Annotated in this window: 20 protein-coding genes and 1 pseudogene; 12 read left to right on the top strand and 9 right to left on the bottom strand. The window is 32.3% G+C overall.

What is annotated here, in order from left to right; translation table 11 throughout:
• Positions 1-69 precede the first annotated feature (69 nt).
• Both CKL_RS14000 and CKL_RS21370 read left to right on the top strand, forming a co-directional pair.
• Positions 70-255 (top strand): hypothetical protein, encoded by a 186-nt coding sequence (locus CKL_RS14000; protein WP_012103203.1) that lies wholly within the window; start codon positions 70-72, stop codon positions 253-255.
• 88 nt (positions 256-343) lie between these two features.
• A pseudogene (locus CKL_RS21370) lies at positions 344-1855 on the top strand (recombinase family protein).
• Between the two features lie 430 nt (positions 1856-2285).
• On the opposite strand, the gene CKL_RS13990 reads toward CKL_RS21370, so the two are convergent.
• The 4 genes from CKL_RS13990 to dmpI all read right to left on the bottom strand — a co-directional run bounded on the left by CKL_RS13990 (position 2286) and on the right by dmpI (position 3867).
• On the bottom strand, positions 2286-2555 hold the full coding sequence (locus CKL_RS13990; RefSeq protein WP_012103200.1) for a transposase: 270 nt from the start codon (positions 2553-2555) through the stop codon (positions 2286-2288).
• 8 nt (positions 2556-2563) lie between these two features.
• Positions 2564-3067, bottom strand: a complete 504-nt coding sequence (locus CKL_RS13985; protein WP_012103199.1) for a transposase — start codon at positions 3065-3067, stop codon at positions 2564-2566.
• 5 nt (positions 3068-3072) lie between these two features.
• Positions 3073-3516, bottom strand: a complete 444-nt coding sequence (locus CKL_RS13980) for a hypothetical protein (protein WP_012103198.1) — start codon at positions 3514-3516, stop codon at positions 3073-3075.
• A 162-nt stretch (positions 3517-3678) separates the two neighbouring features.
• On the bottom strand, positions 3679-3867 hold the full coding sequence (dmpI, locus tag CKL_RS13975) for a 4-oxalocrotonate tautomerase DmpI (RefSeq protein WP_012103197.1): 189 nt from the start codon (positions 3865-3867) through the stop codon (positions 3679-3681).
• Positions 3868-4897: 1030 nt separating this feature from the next.
• Here dmpI and CKL_RS13970 point away from each other — a divergent pair.
• The 3 genes from CKL_RS13970 to lepB all read left to right on the top strand — a co-directional run bounded on the left by CKL_RS13970 (position 4898) and on the right by lepB (position 6615).
• Positions 4898-5116 carry a hypothetical protein gene (locus tag CKL_RS13970; protein WP_012103196.1) on the top strand — a complete coding sequence of 73 codons (219 nt, stop codon included), beginning with the start codon at positions 4898-4900 and terminating at the stop codon, positions 5114-5116.
• A gap of 579 nt (positions 5117-5695) precedes the next feature.
• Complete coding sequence (locus CKL_RS13965; protein ID WP_012103195.1) at positions 5696-5941, top strand: hypothetical protein; 246 nt, start codon at positions 5696-5698, stop codon at positions 5939-5941.
• 143 nt (positions 5942-6084) lie between these two features.
• Positions 6085-6615: a signal peptidase I gene (lepB, locus tag CKL_RS13960; protein ID WP_012103194.1), complete on the top strand. Its 531-nt coding sequence runs from the start codon at positions 6085-6087 to the stop codon at positions 6613-6615.
• 120 nt (positions 6616-6735) lie between these two features.
• Here the strand turns inward: lepB and CKL_RS20910 are convergent, their stop codons facing one another.
• From CKL_RS20910 to CKL_RS13950, 3 genes are all read right to left on the bottom strand, one after another.
• Positions 6736-6903, bottom strand: coding sequence for a hypothetical protein (locus CKL_RS20910; protein ID WP_012103193.1), 168 nt, complete (start codon positions 6901-6903; stop codon positions 6736-6738).
• A gap of 104 nt (positions 6904-7007) precedes the next feature.
• Entirely contained in the window at positions 7008-8432 is a 1425-nt protein-coding gene (locus CKL_RS13955; RefSeq protein ID WP_012103192.1) for a DHA2 family efflux MFS transporter permease subunit, read from the bottom strand.
• Between the two features lie 87 nt (positions 8433-8519).
• On the bottom strand, positions 8520-9092 hold the full coding sequence (locus CKL_RS13950; RefSeq protein WP_041700835.1) for a TetR/AcrR family transcriptional regulator: 573 nt from the start codon (positions 9090-9092) through the stop codon (positions 8520-8522).
• A gap of 198 nt (positions 9093-9290) precedes the next feature.
• Here CKL_RS13950 and CKL_RS13945 point away from each other — a divergent pair, with 198 nt between their 5' ends.
• Positions 9291-10769 (top strand): spore germination protein, encoded by a 1479-nt coding sequence (locus tag CKL_RS13945; RefSeq protein WP_012103190.1) that lies wholly within the window; start codon positions 9291-9293, stop codon positions 10767-10769.
• Positions 10766-11851, top strand: coding sequence for a GerAB/ArcD/ProY family transporter (locus CKL_RS13940; protein ID WP_012103189.1), 1086 nt, complete (start codon positions 10766-10768; stop codon positions 11849-11851). The genes CKL_RS13945 and CKL_RS13940 overlap by 4 nt, the downstream gene beginning before the upstream one ends.
• A gap of 57 nt (positions 11852-11908) precedes the next feature.
• On the opposite strand, the gene CKL_RS19925 is transcribed toward CKL_RS13940, so the two are convergent.
• Positions 11909-12226, bottom strand: a complete 318-nt coding sequence (locus tag CKL_RS19925) for a YnfA family protein (protein ID WP_081428019.1) — start codon at positions 12224-12226, stop codon at positions 11909-11911.
• 171 nt (positions 12227-12397) lie between these two features.
• On the bottom strand, positions 12398-12580 hold the full coding sequence (locus CKL_RS13935) for an alpha/beta-type small acid-soluble spore protein (RefSeq protein WP_012103188.1): 183 nt from the start codon (positions 12578-12580) through the stop codon (positions 12398-12400).
• Between the two features lie 453 nt (positions 12581-13033).
• On the opposite strand from CKL_RS13935, the gene CKL_RS13930 reads away from it, so the two are divergent.
• The 5 genes from CKL_RS13930 to CKL_RS13910 all read left to right on the top strand — a co-directional run bounded on the left by CKL_RS13930 (position 13034) and on the right by CKL_RS13910 (position 16117).
• Positions 13034-13213 (top strand): alpha/beta-type small acid-soluble spore protein, encoded by a 180-nt coding sequence (locus tag CKL_RS13930; RefSeq protein ID WP_012103187.1) that lies wholly within the window; start codon positions 13034-13036, stop codon positions 13211-13213.
• Between the two features lie 347 nt (positions 13214-13560).
• Positions 13561-13938, top strand: a complete 378-nt coding sequence (locus CKL_RS13925; RefSeq protein WP_012103186.1) for a hypothetical protein — start codon at positions 13561-13563, stop codon at positions 13936-13938.
• A 176-nt stretch (positions 13939-14114) separates the two neighbouring features.
• Complete coding sequence (locus CKL_RS13920) at positions 14115-14375, top strand: PepSY domain-containing protein (protein WP_012620790.1); 261 nt, start codon at positions 14115-14117, stop codon at positions 14373-14375.
• A gap of 124 nt (positions 14376-14499) precedes the next feature.
• The gene (locus tag CKL_RS13915; protein ID WP_012103184.1) at positions 14500-15057 is read left to right on the top strand and encodes an AAA family ATPase; all 558 of its coding nucleotides are present in this window, start codon (positions 14500-14502) and stop codon (positions 15055-15057) included.
• A gap of 55 nt (positions 15058-15112) precedes the next feature.
• Positions 15113-16117, top strand: a complete 1005-nt coding sequence (locus CKL_RS13910) for a DUF3231 family protein (RefSeq protein WP_012103183.1) — start codon at positions 15113-15115, stop codon at positions 16115-16117.
• The last annotated feature ends 144 nt before the right edge of the window (positions 16118-16261 follow it).

The following is a 16261-nucleotide window of genomic DNA, read 5'->3' as shown; positions in this document are numbered from 1 at the left end:
TTTAGTAAATACTTTTCGCCGCAATGAGCGGCTTGTACCTTGAAAATTTCATATGGAAAAGGAGAGCCTATGGAGCATATCAACTACAAAAAAGAAACCGAAACCGTTTCTTTTCAGGGAAAGAAAATCATGCTGGAAAACCTGACCCCCATTTTTACGCCAAGGCAGGAAGCGGCAAAACGCCGGGAGCTGGAACAACAGCTTTATGAGGTGTTCCGCAAATACGCAGACAGGCGGCAGGAATCCGGGGAGTAGGACTTTACAACATTGATTTGCGGGGCTGCTGGCGGTATAATAAAACTGTCAGCAGCTCCGTTTCTTTTTTAAGAAAAGGAGCTACGAAATGAACAATCGAATAGACGCTATCTATGCAAGACAATCGGTTGACAAAAAGGACAGCATATCCATTGAAAGCCAGATTGAGTTTTGCAAATACGAACTGAAAGGCGGTAGTTGCAGGGAATACACAGACAAGGGTTTCAGCGGCAAAAATACAGACCGTCCGAAGTTTCAGGAGATTATCCGGGACATCAAAAAGGGACTGATTGCAAAGGTCATCGTTTACAAGCTCGACCGTATCAGCCGTTCCATTCTGGATTTTTCGGGCATGATGGAATTGTTCCAGCAGTACAACGTGGAGTTTGTGTCTTCTACCGAAAAGTTTGATACCTCTACCCTGATGGGGCGGGCCATGCTCAATATCTGTATCGTGTTCGCCCAACTGGAACGGGAAACAATCCAGAAGTGGGTACAGGACGCTTACTACTCCCGGAGCCAGCGGGGCTTCAAGATGGGCGGCAGACCGCCCTACGGCTTTCATTCGGAGCCAATCAAAATGGACGGTATCAACACAAAAAAGCTGATAGCGAACCCGGACGAAGTGGAGCATATCCGGCTGATTTTCGAGATGTACGCCGACCCGAAAACCTCCTACGGGGATATTACCCGGCATTTTGCCCAGCAGGGAATTTTGTTCTACGGCAAGTAACTGATACGCCCCACGCTGGCGCAGATGTTACGCAACCCGGTTTATGTACAGGCAGACCTTGACGTATATGAGTTTTTCAAAAGTCAGGGGACAATTATTGTCAATGACGCTGCCGACTTCACAGGCACAAACGGGTGCTATCTGTATCAGGGGCGGGACGTAAAGGCTTGCAAGAAAAATGACCTGAAAGACCAAATGCTGGTGCTGGCTCCCCATGAGGGAATTGTTCCCGCCGACACATGGCTTGCCTGCCGCAAGAAGCTGATGAACAACATGAAAATCCAGTCTGCAAGAAAGGCTACCCATACATGGCTGGCGGGGAAAATCAAATGCGGCAACTGCGGTTATGCCCTTATGAGTATCATTAACCGAGTGGGGACGCAATATCTCCGCTGTACCAAACGGCTGGACAACAAAAGTTGTGTCGGGTGCGGCAAGATTTTCACCGCCGAATTGGAAACCCTTGTGTATCAGCAGATGGTAAAAAAACTGGAAAGCTATAAGACGTTGACAGGACGGAAAAAAGCGATAAAGGGCAACCCGAAAATCACCGCTTTGCAGGTGGAGCTTGCACAGGTGAACACCGAAATTGAAAAGCTGGTGGATAGCCTGACCGGGGCAAACAATGTCCTGCTCTCCTATGTGAATGTGAAGATTGCGGAACTGGACAGCCGTAAGCAGGCTCTTGTCAAGGAGATTGCGGAACTGACGGTGGACACCATATCCCCGGAACAGGTGCAGCAGATTTCCGGCTACTTGGACGCATGGGAAACCGTAAGCTTTGACGATAAGCGGCGGGTGTTGGATTTGCTGGTTACTACCGTGGAAGCCATCAGCGAAAAGATGAACATTACATGGAAAATCTGACGGGCAACACATCACCCGTCAGACCCTTACCCTGTGTAGTCCCTTGTAAACTGTACTTTGCTGTGTGCTAAACTACTATTGTCCATTTGGGACACACCTCCAATATATTTTAGTTGTGGTTGGCAAACCCACTTCTATTTTATATTGGAGTTTTTCTTTTTTCTACTCATAGCTATAAGCTTTTCGGAACCACAGGTAAAACCCAACATCATAAACTTAAGAACTCTTTAGTATTCACATTGACATTTTTTATTGAATAAAGTGTTAATTAATTATTTGAAATCAAAAAAAGAGCAAAAGGATCCTATTTCAATAAAGATAGATTTTTTGCTCTTTTAAAAACTACTTTTGTGGTTATTCTGATATTTGTTAGAAATATTATGCTTCCTATCTTGACTTTTAAGATTTCTTATGGGAACAACATATTTTTCTATGGATTTTGTAATTGGATTAATTTTTCCTCTCTAATTCTATCATTTGGTTCAATTAACAATTTTATAAATTTTTCTTTAAATAGTCCTATCGCTATATTTTCATTGATCCTGATAGGATACTTATATTTACGCTTCTCTGTTTCTTTTTCTATAGTTTTATTTGATGAATGTAAGATGTCCTGTATCATGTTGTAAACAACTATTTGTGCCCAAAAGTCTTGATATACATATAATGCTGCTTTTCCTGTAACACTTTCTAGCTTCATTTTATTCTTCAGGGTATGATATTTTTTTCAATTTCCCATCTCTTAAAATATAGATTCTCTATTTCTTTTCCACTGAATTCAGTCGGGAGATTTGTCATCAGTGCAAGTTCATTTCCAGATGGTAATTTGGATAAAACAATCCTCGATGAAGTATACTTTTTTACCCTTAATTCCTCCACAATTTCAGGATGATTCTTTTTTATTTTTGTTAGCCTTGGATTTGTATGCGTAAGCTTTACAACTTTATCTTCTGTAATCATAAACTCCCGTTCTTTTTTATAATCATTGCTGGATAGTCTAAACAAATACTGAACTCCATTTTTCTCTAAAAAGTGAATTAATTCTATTGACGGATATCCACGGTCAAATACAACAATAAAATTTGTATTCGGCAGTATCTTTCTTATGGCATTAATATTTTTCTTTGCTAGCTCACTTTCACTTGTTTTAATAGAATCTATTTGCAAATCTAAAAAGAAATGATTAAATACATCAAATATACTACTTACCAAAGCTCTTACTTGACCTTTGGAATATTATTACCACATTCTCCAAAAAATGCTCTATTTTCATCAGAATTTGGGACTTCTGCTTTACTTCCGTCAACAGCAAACACTAGATGATTATTCCATAATATTGGTTCGGTAGAGTGATAAAAATCTTCAAGGTATTCCTTGTTCAAAAATGAAAAAACTTTGTAGTTTAGTTTCTTACGTTGTTGCAAATATCCCTGTTTTGAAATACTCATATGGCATGCTCCTTTTTGAGTAAAGTATTGGTGGAGTTCTATTGCTATGGTTAATCCTTTCTTAGAAAGTGTACATAAGATAATATCTGAAAGAGGCATTTTTCTTTTTCTGATAAAACTATTTTGTTTATCTAGATGTGCATATGTTCTTACAATATCTGAATTAATAGAGTCAATCATCTTTTTAAATCTATTAATATAGGTGTTAAACATATAACCACCCCTATTCCTATTTTAATGCATATATAAAAATAAGAAAACCTGATAAACAAATCAGCAAGTAAAATACAAATCTATAAAAATAGTTTATCTTATTTTGTTTGATTTGCCTACATATATTCTTCTGTTTTTTAAGTGGCTTCAAGAGGTGGAAAGCTATTTTTGTCTATTAGATAATAAGTGGGTTCCACTACCAACGTTGTCTAATTCATTTTCTCTTATAAGAGTAACAAAAGCCTGCTGAGGGATATTAAGAATCTTACTTGCAGAAGTTACAAATTCACTTACAAGTTGTTCTTTTTGCTCTTTCGTAATTTTTGGACCTTCAATTGTTATAACTGGCATAAAATCACTCCTCAAATATAATCTATAAGAATATATTATATAGATTTAAATAACTAAAGTAAATGGAAGTAATGTTTAAAATTTAAGGTACTAATCTAATTAAGTAGGTAATATGAAAGCTTTGTAATGAAATTAAACACCGGAGATGAATAATCCCCAGTGTGGTGAAAAAGCAATGGCTATATTCATAAAGTAAATAGAAAACATAAAGATTTTTTGTATGAGGAAAGCTTCATACAAATATAAGGTATGTAAGATTAGATTTATTATACTGGGAATAGGAGGGATGAGTAGAGTTTTTATTTTGATGAACTTTTCAAAGCAGCTGAAAGTGCATGTAATCAGCTTGTAGTTACTAACATGTCAACATTTAAGGACCGAATCAAAGTAATACTAGTTGGAGAATGTTTAGGCTTTTGAGTTTAAAGCTGTATAATATATTAGAAAAATATCTGTCATAATAATAAGTACTTTCATTTGTAATATATCTATGGCCCTGAGGTTAAATGGGTTCCAATGAGGGAAACTGTAAATAAAATTAAACTGCATGTGCATATGTTAAAGGTAGACACTGGGTAAACTGGTTCTTATTTTTTTTATATTCATGAAAGATTTTAAAGTTAGACATATTGACTTAAAAATAGCTCTTTAAAATATACTTAGAGTAAAGGATATAATTAGAGTCAAAAGACTATAATTATATCTAATTCTAAGGTTTATAAATGATAAAATAAGTATTTGGTAAATACCAAGTACTTATTTTTCATATTAGATTAAATCACATAATGTTTTGACAACTAATATATGTAATTAATATATAATAATTATATAGGGATTGAGATTTTAAATGTAGAATACATAATTGAATGGCTAAGGATTATTTTCTATTTTGTTCATACAATGGTAAAATTTATTACAAACAGTTAATAAATATGACATTAAACTATAATAAATACTATATATAATTATAAGTGTCCTAAGAAAATAATCTTAGAGAAAAGAAAAATAACTATTTGAAAGGATGAGTGTAATGTATGATTTCCCAAATGCTACTATAGTTTATAGTACAAATAGATTAGAAGATTTAGAAAGTAAAGTAAAAGAAATTAAATTTGAACATAAAAGGCTAAATAGAAATTGCGAAATTGAAGTAATACCAAAACCTGATCCAGGATTGATTACGTTTGATGGATATACTAATATTCAATTTCAACTTTCTATATATATTAGACATTTAAGCGTTAATTAAAAATAAATCCTAAAAACATTCAAGTAATGGTAATTACCAAACTAGTGTTTGTAGTTGCAGGACACTTAAAACTCAAATGCAACTGCCACAGGATAGTATATAGTTTAGACTCCTTTAAAAATAATATTGCATAAAAATAAGCACTCGTTTAGGGTGCTTATTTTTATATCTTTTAACATATGCATAATGATGTCATAACAATTAATCGATATAATACATAATATAGTATTATATTCCAAAGCATTGAAGATATTTAGACCAGTGTCTGTGGTTGCAGGGCACTATAAATTTGAATGCAACCATCACTGTCTAACTCTAAATTCAATATAAAAAATAAACTTTTTAGCACAAAGCAGGCATCCGTTATTTTAGGATGTCTATTTTTTTAAAAAGTTCAGTTGAGAGAAGTGAGAGCAATGATAGTTCAAGAAATATTCAATATCTCTTAATATTTCACATAGAAAAACATTAATATACCACTGGAATAACATGGGTGCTGCATTAAATCGTCATAAAGGATAACTAGAATATTAATTATAGCAGCTGCAGTAAATATTTTAAATTCAGGAGGTAATGAAAATGTTAAAAATGAAGTATAAAATAATTTCAGCAGTAATGCTTGCGGCACCATTGTTAATCAATACAGGAATTGGAACAACCGTCAGTGCACATTCTGCCAGCAACAAACCTGGGGTGGTTTGTAAGTCCAAATATAAAACACCTGCCAAACCAGTGAAGAAGGTAGTAAACAAGCATAAAGTTAAGGCATCAAATACTAAACCAGCACCAAAAGTAGTACATTCAGCATCAAATGCTAGAAGATAGCAGTATTGTAATATGAATAAGCCTATTGGGATTTTCTCGGTAGGCTTATTTTATAAAATTAACAGGTATATAGAATTCTGTGGAGAACTCTTATTATAAGAGTTACTAGCACAAATTTATTAAAGAAAAGAGGAGGATAACGATTGCATAATGGAACAATATTTAATATAATGAAAAAATACGTGTTAATCATTTTATTAGTTGTTGGATTTGCATTTTTATTTCATAACTATGTTTTTGCCAGAGTAACTGTGACGGGGCCGTCTATGCAACCCACGTTCAATAATAAAGATGTGATATTCGTAGAGAAGATTAGTACGAAAATAGGAAATATAAATAGAGGGGAAATTATTATTTTTGATTCTAATAATGAAAATAATGATATCTATATAAAAAGGGTAATAGGCATAGCTGGTGATAAAATTAATATAAAAGATGGAAAAGTCTATTTAAACGGGCAAATACTTACCGAAAGTTATCTTCCACAAGGTACTATTACTAAAGCCAATTCTTCTACTACAGAACATGTTGTGCCTAAAGGATATATTTTTGTGTTAGGAGATAATAGAGGGAATAGCACTGATAGTAGGATACTTGGCCTGATAAATATAAAAGATGTAAAAGGGCATGTGATTTTAAGGGCATATCCTTTTAAAAATATTAGTACATTTTAACTTGAATAATAATTAAAAATAAAGAGTATCAAAGTGCCAGAAGTTTCATATGGTAATAAAACATCATAAGTTAATTTCAAGTTGAAGGATTTAATCATAAAAAAAGAGAGCTTCTTGCTCTCAAATTCTTTCCCACATATCCAAAAACCAGTCTGCTTTTTCTTTACCCAAGGTACTTAATAATTCCATATACACTCCAGGCTCTCTAAAATTTTTCTCCATTTCTTGGAATGCCATATCATATATCCTGCTAAATAACTCCTCCTCAAACATAGGACTATTATCCATCCAACCATCCCCCTTTTTACTTTAATTATATCCAATCCAAAGAACTTGTAAAGCCTATTTAGATCAAACTACTTTTAGTAATACATTTGACTTACCAATGAAACCTATAGTTTTTCCGTTTTTGTATCTTTGATTCTGAAAGAAATAATAAATCCAATTATAGAAAGCACCAGAGCAAAATAAAATCCGTAATGGGAACCATTTATGAATGCTTCTGATTCATTTTTACCACCATTGGAGAAATACGAAGTTTGCCCCATACCAAGCAAGCATGTGGCAATTGCAGTACTGATAGCACCGACTATCTGCTGCATTGTATTTATAATGGTACTTCCATCCCTTGACAGATTCCCTGGAAGTGCATTCAGTCCGCTGGTTTGAGCTGGCGCCATTGCCAGTGGAATACCAATCATTAAAGTGATATGGCAAAAAATTATGTAAGCAGCAGAACTGTTGGATGATGTAAAGAGCAACAGAATTGTGCCCATAATGGAAATAGAGAATCCAATTTTGACAAGATATTTCGCTCCGAACTTGTCATAAAGTTGCCCAGAAAGATAGGAAATAAAAGCATTGATCAACCCTCCTGGAAGCAAAACCAAGCCAGCCGTAGCTACTGGAATCAACAGCCCGTTCTGAATATATTGCGGTAGCAAATACAAAGCCGATAATACAATGCCGAAATTTACCATTACCAGTATTGATCCTGTTCGGAATCTTGAAACCATCAACGCTTTTAAATCAAGAACTGGAGTTTCCATGTGAATTTGCCTTTTTGAGTAAAGTATAATGGCAATGATACCAATTGTCAGTGCCAGAATGACTGGAACTGAGAATCCAAATTCACTGGACAGACTAACGCCAAGCACTATACCCCCAAAACCAATAACAGAAGTTAAGCAGGATATTCCGTCAATTTTCGGTTTGGTTAGCTTATAAGGATTCACCATATAGATTACTGAAAAAATCATAGCAACTGCTAATATAATAACAAGGGAAAAGAAAATCCAGCGCCAGGAAAACATTCCTAATAAGGTTCCGGAAAGAGTTGGTCCAATTGCTGGTGCAAACATAACCACCAAAGAGGCTACCCCCATAGCAGAGCCAATTTTATTTGGAGGAAAAACTTCCAAAATCACTGAAAACATCATTGGAAGAATCATTCCAGTACCAATTCCCTGAATCATACGGCCAGCCAGAAGAAGTCTAAAATCAGGTGCAAAACCGCTGATAAGAGAACCAATCATAAATGCTCCTAAAGCAAAAATTGTTAGTTTTCTCACAGGAAAACATTTCATCAGTAGACTGGTAAAGGGCAGAACGAGTCCAATTACAAGCATATAACCAACTACAAGCCATTGGGCAATTCCCGCGCTGATATGAAAAGCATCCATTAATTGTGGAAGTGCAATATTTAGAGATGTTTCACTGAACATACCACTAAATGCACCTAAATATAGTCCTAACATAACCAGATAGGGATGTTTTACATCTACTCTGGCCTTTAAAAATATCTGCTTTTGTATCATAATATTGAATTACCTCCTTAATTTCTTATTACATTGTTATATTTAGACCAGTCTATATATTAGAATCAGAAATTAACCGGAAATATATTAATTTTGATTCAACAAAACATCTATAATATTACTAATCGTTAAAAGTGGAATAGTATCTTTTCTCGTAACAGAGATAGTAATAGCTCCTTCAATCATTATCTCAATGGCCATACTTAATTCTTCAGCTTTTTGTTTTGAAAATCCATTTTGAACTAATTTATTAGCATACACATAACTTAGTGATGTAAACACACTTTTACAAGCTTCTCTCAAGTGTTCATTTGAAGAATATGTTTCTAAAGCTATTAAACTTACCGAGATATCTTGAAGTTTATTTTCTTTTTCTAAATCATTTATTATATTATTTATTAAGTATTTTATGGCTTTAATTGGATCTGAATATTTATTCAGAGTAGTTTCTAATCTTTCTATTATAGATTTGCTTGCCAAGCTAATTGCTTCTAATGCTAATTGTTCTTTGCCATCTGGAAAATAGTAATAAAGAGAGCCTTTAGGCGATTTGCTTTCTTTTAATATTTCATTTAAGCCTGTAGCATTAAATCCTTTAATTTGAAAAAGTTTTGAAGCTGCTTTAATTATTTTTTCTCGTGAATCGGTTTTATTACTCATCAAGTAAGTTTCCTTTCATATTTGCTATATCAACCAGTCTACATATTATACATATATTGAAGTATTAAGTCAAGTCAATATTTAGCATGCTTTATAGTAAAATAGATATAAAAATATTTTTGATGTATATAAATTAAATAAATATTTTCGATAAATGCTGGAAATTATAAATATTAGTGTAAATAGGAGGCAATAAAAATGTCAGATAAAAAATGTAATATAAATAATACTATCGAAAATATAAAAAATCTACTGGGAGAACAAACTGAATTAGTAATAAGAGAATTACTTATTGGAAATAAAAATTTTTTAGAGGCTGCGGTTGTTTATGTGAATGGATTGACTGATAAAAATATAATGGACAGAGATATACTGAAGCCATTGATGCTAAATGTTAATGAGGACTTTGGGAACATGGAAAATATAGAAGACTACATACACAAAAAGTATGTTGCAGTTAGCGATACTTATGTTGAAACAGATATAAATAAAGCTGTAGATGACATTAAAAGAGGGAAAACTATATTATTAATTCAAGATTCTTGTAACTTTATCGTAATAAATACTGTCGGTGGAGTCTATAGGTCTATAGATGAACCAGAAAATGATACTTCCTTAAGGGGACCAAGGGAAGGTTTTGTAGAAAATTTAGATACAAATATAAGTATATTGCGGAGAAGAATAAAGGATAGAAGTTTAGCAACCCAGAAATTTGTATTGGGAAGAAGGTCACAGGCAGATCTTGTAATTATGTATATAGATGATATAGTGGATAAACAGTTTTTAAAAATAATAAAAGATAAAATAAAGACTATAGATATAGATTCTATTCAGGCAAATAGTTCTATTGAGCAGTATATAGAAGAACACCCTTATAGTATTTTTCCACAGACTATTGGATCGGAGAGGCCAGATGTAATAGAGGCAGCTTTAATGGAAGGTAAAATAGCTTTTTTGCTATCAGGTACACCTTATGTTACAACCTATCCTTCTATATTCATAGAGTTTTTTCAAACTGTAGAAGATTATTATGGCAGAACTCTGCAGGCATGGTTTACAAGAGTGTTAAGATTTATAGCTGCTTTTGTAGTAATAAGTTTTCCTGCAACTTATATAACCTTCGTTAAATTTAATCCTGAACTCATACCCGGTGAATATATTCAATCTCTTATATTATCTGCACAGGGTATAGTATTAACTCCATTTATGTCTTTATTAATTATGCAATTAACAATAGAATTTTTACGGGAAGGAGGACAGAGACTGCCAGGTAAAATAGGGCAGACTGTTAGTATGGTAGGAGGTATTATAATTGGTGATGCTGCTCTTGAGGCAAAAATCGTAAGTCCAACTACTTTGCTCATTGCAGGAATTACTACTGTTGCTTCTTTTGTAATATCCAATTACCAGATGTCTGTTGCAATAAGGGCTTTATCTTACCCTATGTTAATACTTGCAAATTGGCTTGGAGTTCTTGGAATAGTCATAGGATGGTTTTCTATATTAGCTTATCTATGTTCTATGGAAAATTTCGGAGTTCCCTATTTTGCTTTTCATAAAAGTGATATGAAAGATATATTTATAAGGTCACCTATATGGAAGATGAATAAAAGACCTGAAGCTATCCCACATAATGATCCCACAAGACAAAGTGATTTTAGGGGTGGTAAAGAATGAATAAGGTTCAGAATACCTTCTTAACCCCAAGTCAATTTATATTTATACTAAAATCAGCCATTATAGGTATTGAACTTATGCATTTACCTAACAGTGTTATAAAAATTGCAAAACAGGACAGCTGGATTAGCTGTATACTGGGAACAATATATCCTTTATATGTAGTTATTATAGCAAATTATATGTGTAAAAAGTTTCCTGAAGATAATATACTGACATTGAGTAAAAAATGTTTTGGAAACCTCTTGGGAACTATTTTGAATATTGTTTTTATATCCTTCTTTTTATTTGTGCTGACATCATCGTTTTCCGGACATGTCAATCTATCTAAGGTATATTCAACTCCTTTTCTTAAATCCTATCAGATTATTTTAACTACTTTAATTCCCATAGCCTACATTGCCTATAAGGGTATAAAACCTCTTGGAAGGTTAGCTGAAGTAGGTTTTTATTTGACTGTGGGATTAATTATTCTTCCTGTAGCTGTTTTTGCATATGGAAGTTTTTTAAATCTGATGCCTGTGTTTGGTTCAGGGCTAACTGATATATTAAAAGGTTCAAAAGAGACTATTTTTGCGATGTCTGGTATGGAAATTATATTTCTTATTTATCCTTTTTTACAGGATAACAAAAAATTATTAAAATGTGGTATATGGGCTACTGCTATTATAGGATTTATTTATACATGGGCTATTTTTGCAACTGTTTATTACTTGGGCATTGAAACTCCTCCAAAGTATTTATGGCCTATCTTGACATTAGTCGATAGTGTACATATACCTATTATAAATAGTTTTAGGTTTATATTTATATCTTTATGGTCTCTGGTAGAATTTAAATGCCTAGCTACCTATTATTTTGCAGTTTCTTACGGTTTAAATCAATTAGTGAAAAAGATACCTGCCGAGGCATTTGTTTTGATTCTATATCCTGTAATTATTGCTATAACTATGCTATATGAAAGCCCAACAAAAAGAATAGAGTATACATATAAACTAACTGTTATTTATGTAATATTTACATTAACATATATTTCTGCGGTAGCAATTTTAATTCATTTTAAAAAAGGTGATTCTTTATAAAAAGGCCTAAGTTTTTTTAATTCATATTTCTAGGGGAAGAATGACTAAAATAATCTTCTATCCTCTAGGATAATACATAATTACTAAAACGCCAATAAGTGCAATAGCTCCTCCTATTAAGTCAAACTTATCTGGAATAACGTTATCTATTTTCCATCCCCATAGGATTGAAAGAACAATAAATATTCCTCCATATGCTGCATATACTCGTCCAAAACTAGCACTTGGAGGTTGTAATGTTGGTATTACTCCATAAACTACTAAGAATATGGCTCCAGCTAAACCATACCATATACTTTTACCATTTCTTAACCATAACCATATAAAATATCCTCCGCCTATTTCAAATACACCTGCTAATACAAAATAAAATATTTTTTATTAAGCACAGTAAAAAGAATCTGGCAAGGTATTCTAGTTTTAAAGGATACAGAAAATTCAGCAGGAGTGTTATTAGGAAATGTGAAAATTAAATGGCAAAGTATGAAGAATAAGATATCAAAATTGAAAATCACACAAGAACCAGTCTTGTGTGATACAAATAGTCTATTTTAATTTTTTCTCATAGCTTTCAACCATTTTTTTAACCATCTGACCACCTATAGAAAAAACTTGCTCTTTAGAATCATGAGTTTTATTATATTTGGCTAATTCCTCTGCAGATTCAATTTTTAATTTTTCAAGGCCTTGTCGGGCTTCTGGTACTAATATTCTATTTTTTCTAGACAAAGAAACCATCTCCTTTTTGATTATTTTGTGTATTTAAAATAATTATATACAAGTCGTATGAATGGGTATAGATTTGTTTTTCACATAAAACCTATTCCGGTTACCTTTAAAGATATAATTAATTACGATGAACAATGTAAGGCAACTATTTATCTATATCTAAATTCATAATTAATATTACAATATTTGTATATTTTAAAATGCGATTTCCAAAATATGAAATTTATAAATTGATTTTAAAACATAAAAGCTCTGGGGTTGCCAGAGCTTTTATAAATTAGAACCAATGAGTGACATTAAAGTATTATTATGAGCATTAATCATTATACCCAACTCACCACATTTTATAATTATTTTCTAAATATTCATCTAATTATTCAGGATATTTTTTATAGAAATGTACAAACTTTAAATATGGCATTAAATAGTGCCATTGTGAGAGAGGTGTTTATTATGGCACGTAACAATAATAATTTAGTAGTATCAGAGGCTAGAGCAGTCCTATATAAGTTTAAGATGGAGTCAGCTAAAGAGGATGAAGTAAACTTAAAGGATAGCTACAATGGAAATTTAACTGCCAGAGAAGATGGAGCAGTGGAGAGAAATATGGCTAAGAAAATGGTTAAAGCTTAGAAATAGCAATGTGATAGAAGCCTGTACTTTGATTAGGGTGCAGGCTTTATGTTGTTATTGTATGAAATTACATTAAATAATTATTAAATCTTTTTCTTTAAAGAAAAGGAATTTTTTCTTTTTTGGAGAAATATTAATTTAGATATATTATTATAGGAATATTATCTATACAACCATCCCCTTTTTATAATTATACGTAATTCAAAAATCTTGTGAAGCCTATTTAATACAAAACATCTATATTAATACATAACGTGTAAATCAATGTAATTCGCTAAAACCCCTATATATATACAGTTTTTATGCTAAAATTTACCCTATAGTATAACTTTAATGGGGGTGACTACATGAGTACAAGGTGCAGAAAATGTATATTTAAAGATTTAGACGGGGGAAAATATCCTTGTAATGATTGCACTGAAATTATGGATATGAACAGTACGAAATGTACTGTAAATCATTTTAAACCAATAGTTGAATATAATAAGAACGTCAGGCCTAAAGAGCGGTTAGAGCAAAAATTAAACGAGATATTAACTCTTACAAATAAGAAAATGATTTATGCGGAATATGAAGATCTGGAAGATGGAAACATGATGATAACAGCTTTTTTAAAGTCTGGAAAGTATATAGAAGCATACCAAATAGTTGATACAGGAGAGGAATTAGTTCAAAATGTAGTTTTGCTGAACAAGGAATTGTTGCAAAAAATAAATAAGATGTAGTAAAGAGGAGATTTAGTATTCTCCCTCTATCTTAGATTCAAGATAAGTACAGGAGTATAAATTTTTTTAGTTTAAATCCATTAGGAAGATTATTATTTCCTTATTTAGTGTATGATATTTACATAGAATACACCAATAAATTACATTTTGAATATAATAATTAAGTAAATAATAAAATGGAAGATGATCAAATAATGATATGTCCTTTCTGCAATTTATGGGACGGTTACTGGAGACAATATCGCATTAATACTGAAACAGCCATACAAAATGCACTGCAAAGAGTACCTGGACAGGTGCTAAGAGTTGAAATGGATGTGGAGGATGGTCTCTTGGTTTATGAAATTCACATTAGAACTACTAATGGAATGGTATATGAAGTTACAATAGATGCTAATACTGGAGAAATACTTGAGGTAGATAGGCAGGATGATTAATTTGAGAGCTCTATGCAGAGCTCTTTTTTCATATATAAAACAAGCGGATAAAACAGGTGATGATAATATAGACATATGGAAATAGAAAATACCAAACAAGGAATAAGGAGAGGAGGTGTAAAGATTGGATAAAATAGTTTGTTTAGTTGGGGAAAGTGGAAGCGGTAAGTCCACTATAACAGAACTGCTTGAAAAGGAGGGATATAACTATATACAATCTTATACAACCAGAAAGCCGCGCTTTGAAGGCGAAAAAGGGCATATATTTATTGGAGATTCTAATATAGCATATATCAATGGAACTATTTCCAAAAATGAATTGACAAGTGATGTAATAGCTTATACATTCTTTAACGGAAATCATTATTGGGCTACTAAAGAACAATATCAGGGGAAAGGGATAAGTGTTTATATAATAGACCCTTCTGGAGTTAAATATTTAAAAGAAAAGGTAACGGATGCTGAAACTGTAGTTATATATTTAAAATGTGATAAAGAAGTAAGGCTGTTAAGGATGTTAAAAGAAAGAGATCCTAAAGCTGTAAGAGATAGATTGAAAAATGATAGAGAAGTTTTTAAAATAATTCAATGTGATTATGTAGTAGATTCTAATAGAAAGGTTGAAGAAATTTTGGAAGATGTAAAAAGTATTATTGGGGGAGAGATATTTAGTATTGAATAAAAATATTTGGGAATATTAACTTTGACAGTTATTTTTATATTTGGAGGTTACATAAATGGGAAGCACCACAAAAACGCCATTAGTTTCATCGGAAATATCAGCTATTTGGAACTCTTATATAGGTGAGAGTCTAGTTGCACATATAATTGAATATTTTTCTAGCAGAGCCGATGACAATGAAATTGGTTATATGTTACAACATATCTTGAGGTTATCTAATAAGCGTATCAAAATATTGACTAATTTATTTAACCAAGAAAAACTCCCTTTACCAGAAGCTTTTACAGATAGTGATGTTGATGTAAATGCTCCACGTTTATTTACTGACATTCTCTACCTGCAGTATGCAGCATATGAGGCAAGAGCATCAGTCCGTAGTTATAGTGTGATTTTAAGTCGTGTAACACGTTCTGATATTAGAGAGTACTTTTCAAAATGCATTGAAGAAAGTATTGATGTTTATAATAGAACGGCAGAACTGGGCTTGTCAAAGGGTATTTTTATTAAAGCACCTCAGGTAGAAGTATCTAAAAAAGTTCAATATATAAAAAGTAAAAGTTTTATTTTAGATATGCTTGGAAAAAAGAGAGCTTTACTTACAGATGAAATAGCAGACATTGTTTCTATTGCGAATGATACGGTGATAAGAAAGGCTTTAATAATTGGTTTTGGTCAAGTATGTAAAAATAAAGAGGTCTCTGATTATATATCAAGAGTTATGGCTCTTGCAAATAAACAAAATGATGGACTTAATTCATTCTTAATAGATGAAGGTATTCCAATTGGAATACCTTCAGATTCATATGTAACTGATTCAACAATTTCACCATTCTCAGATAAAATTATGTTAAATAAAATTCTTATAATGTATAGGTTAAAGATAAATAGCATAGGTATAGCACTAGCGAACATAATGAGAAGTGATTTGAAGGTTACTTACAGGAAATATCTAGACGAGTCTATGGAATATTCTAAGGATGGTATGGATATAATGATTGATAATGGATGGCTTGAACAGCCTCCACAAGCAATAAATCATGAAAATTTGGCGAAAGTTTGATATGAAAAAATATAGTAAATATTAGATGGTATATTAAAATTGTAACAAATATTAGATATAATGATTATTCTGATAAGTAACAATATAGGTATAAAATCGAGGTGAATCAAAGTGTCAATAATTTTGCCTATAATCCTTATACCT

Source organism: Clostridium kluyveri DSM 555, assembly GCF_000016505.1.
In the GTDB taxonomy this organism is placed as follows: Bacteria; Bacillota; Clostridia; order Clostridiales; family Clostridiaceae; genus Clostridium_B; species Clostridium_B kluyveri.
Note: the sequence above shows the minus strand (reverse complement) of the source record. Positions and strands in the feature narration are given on the sequence as shown.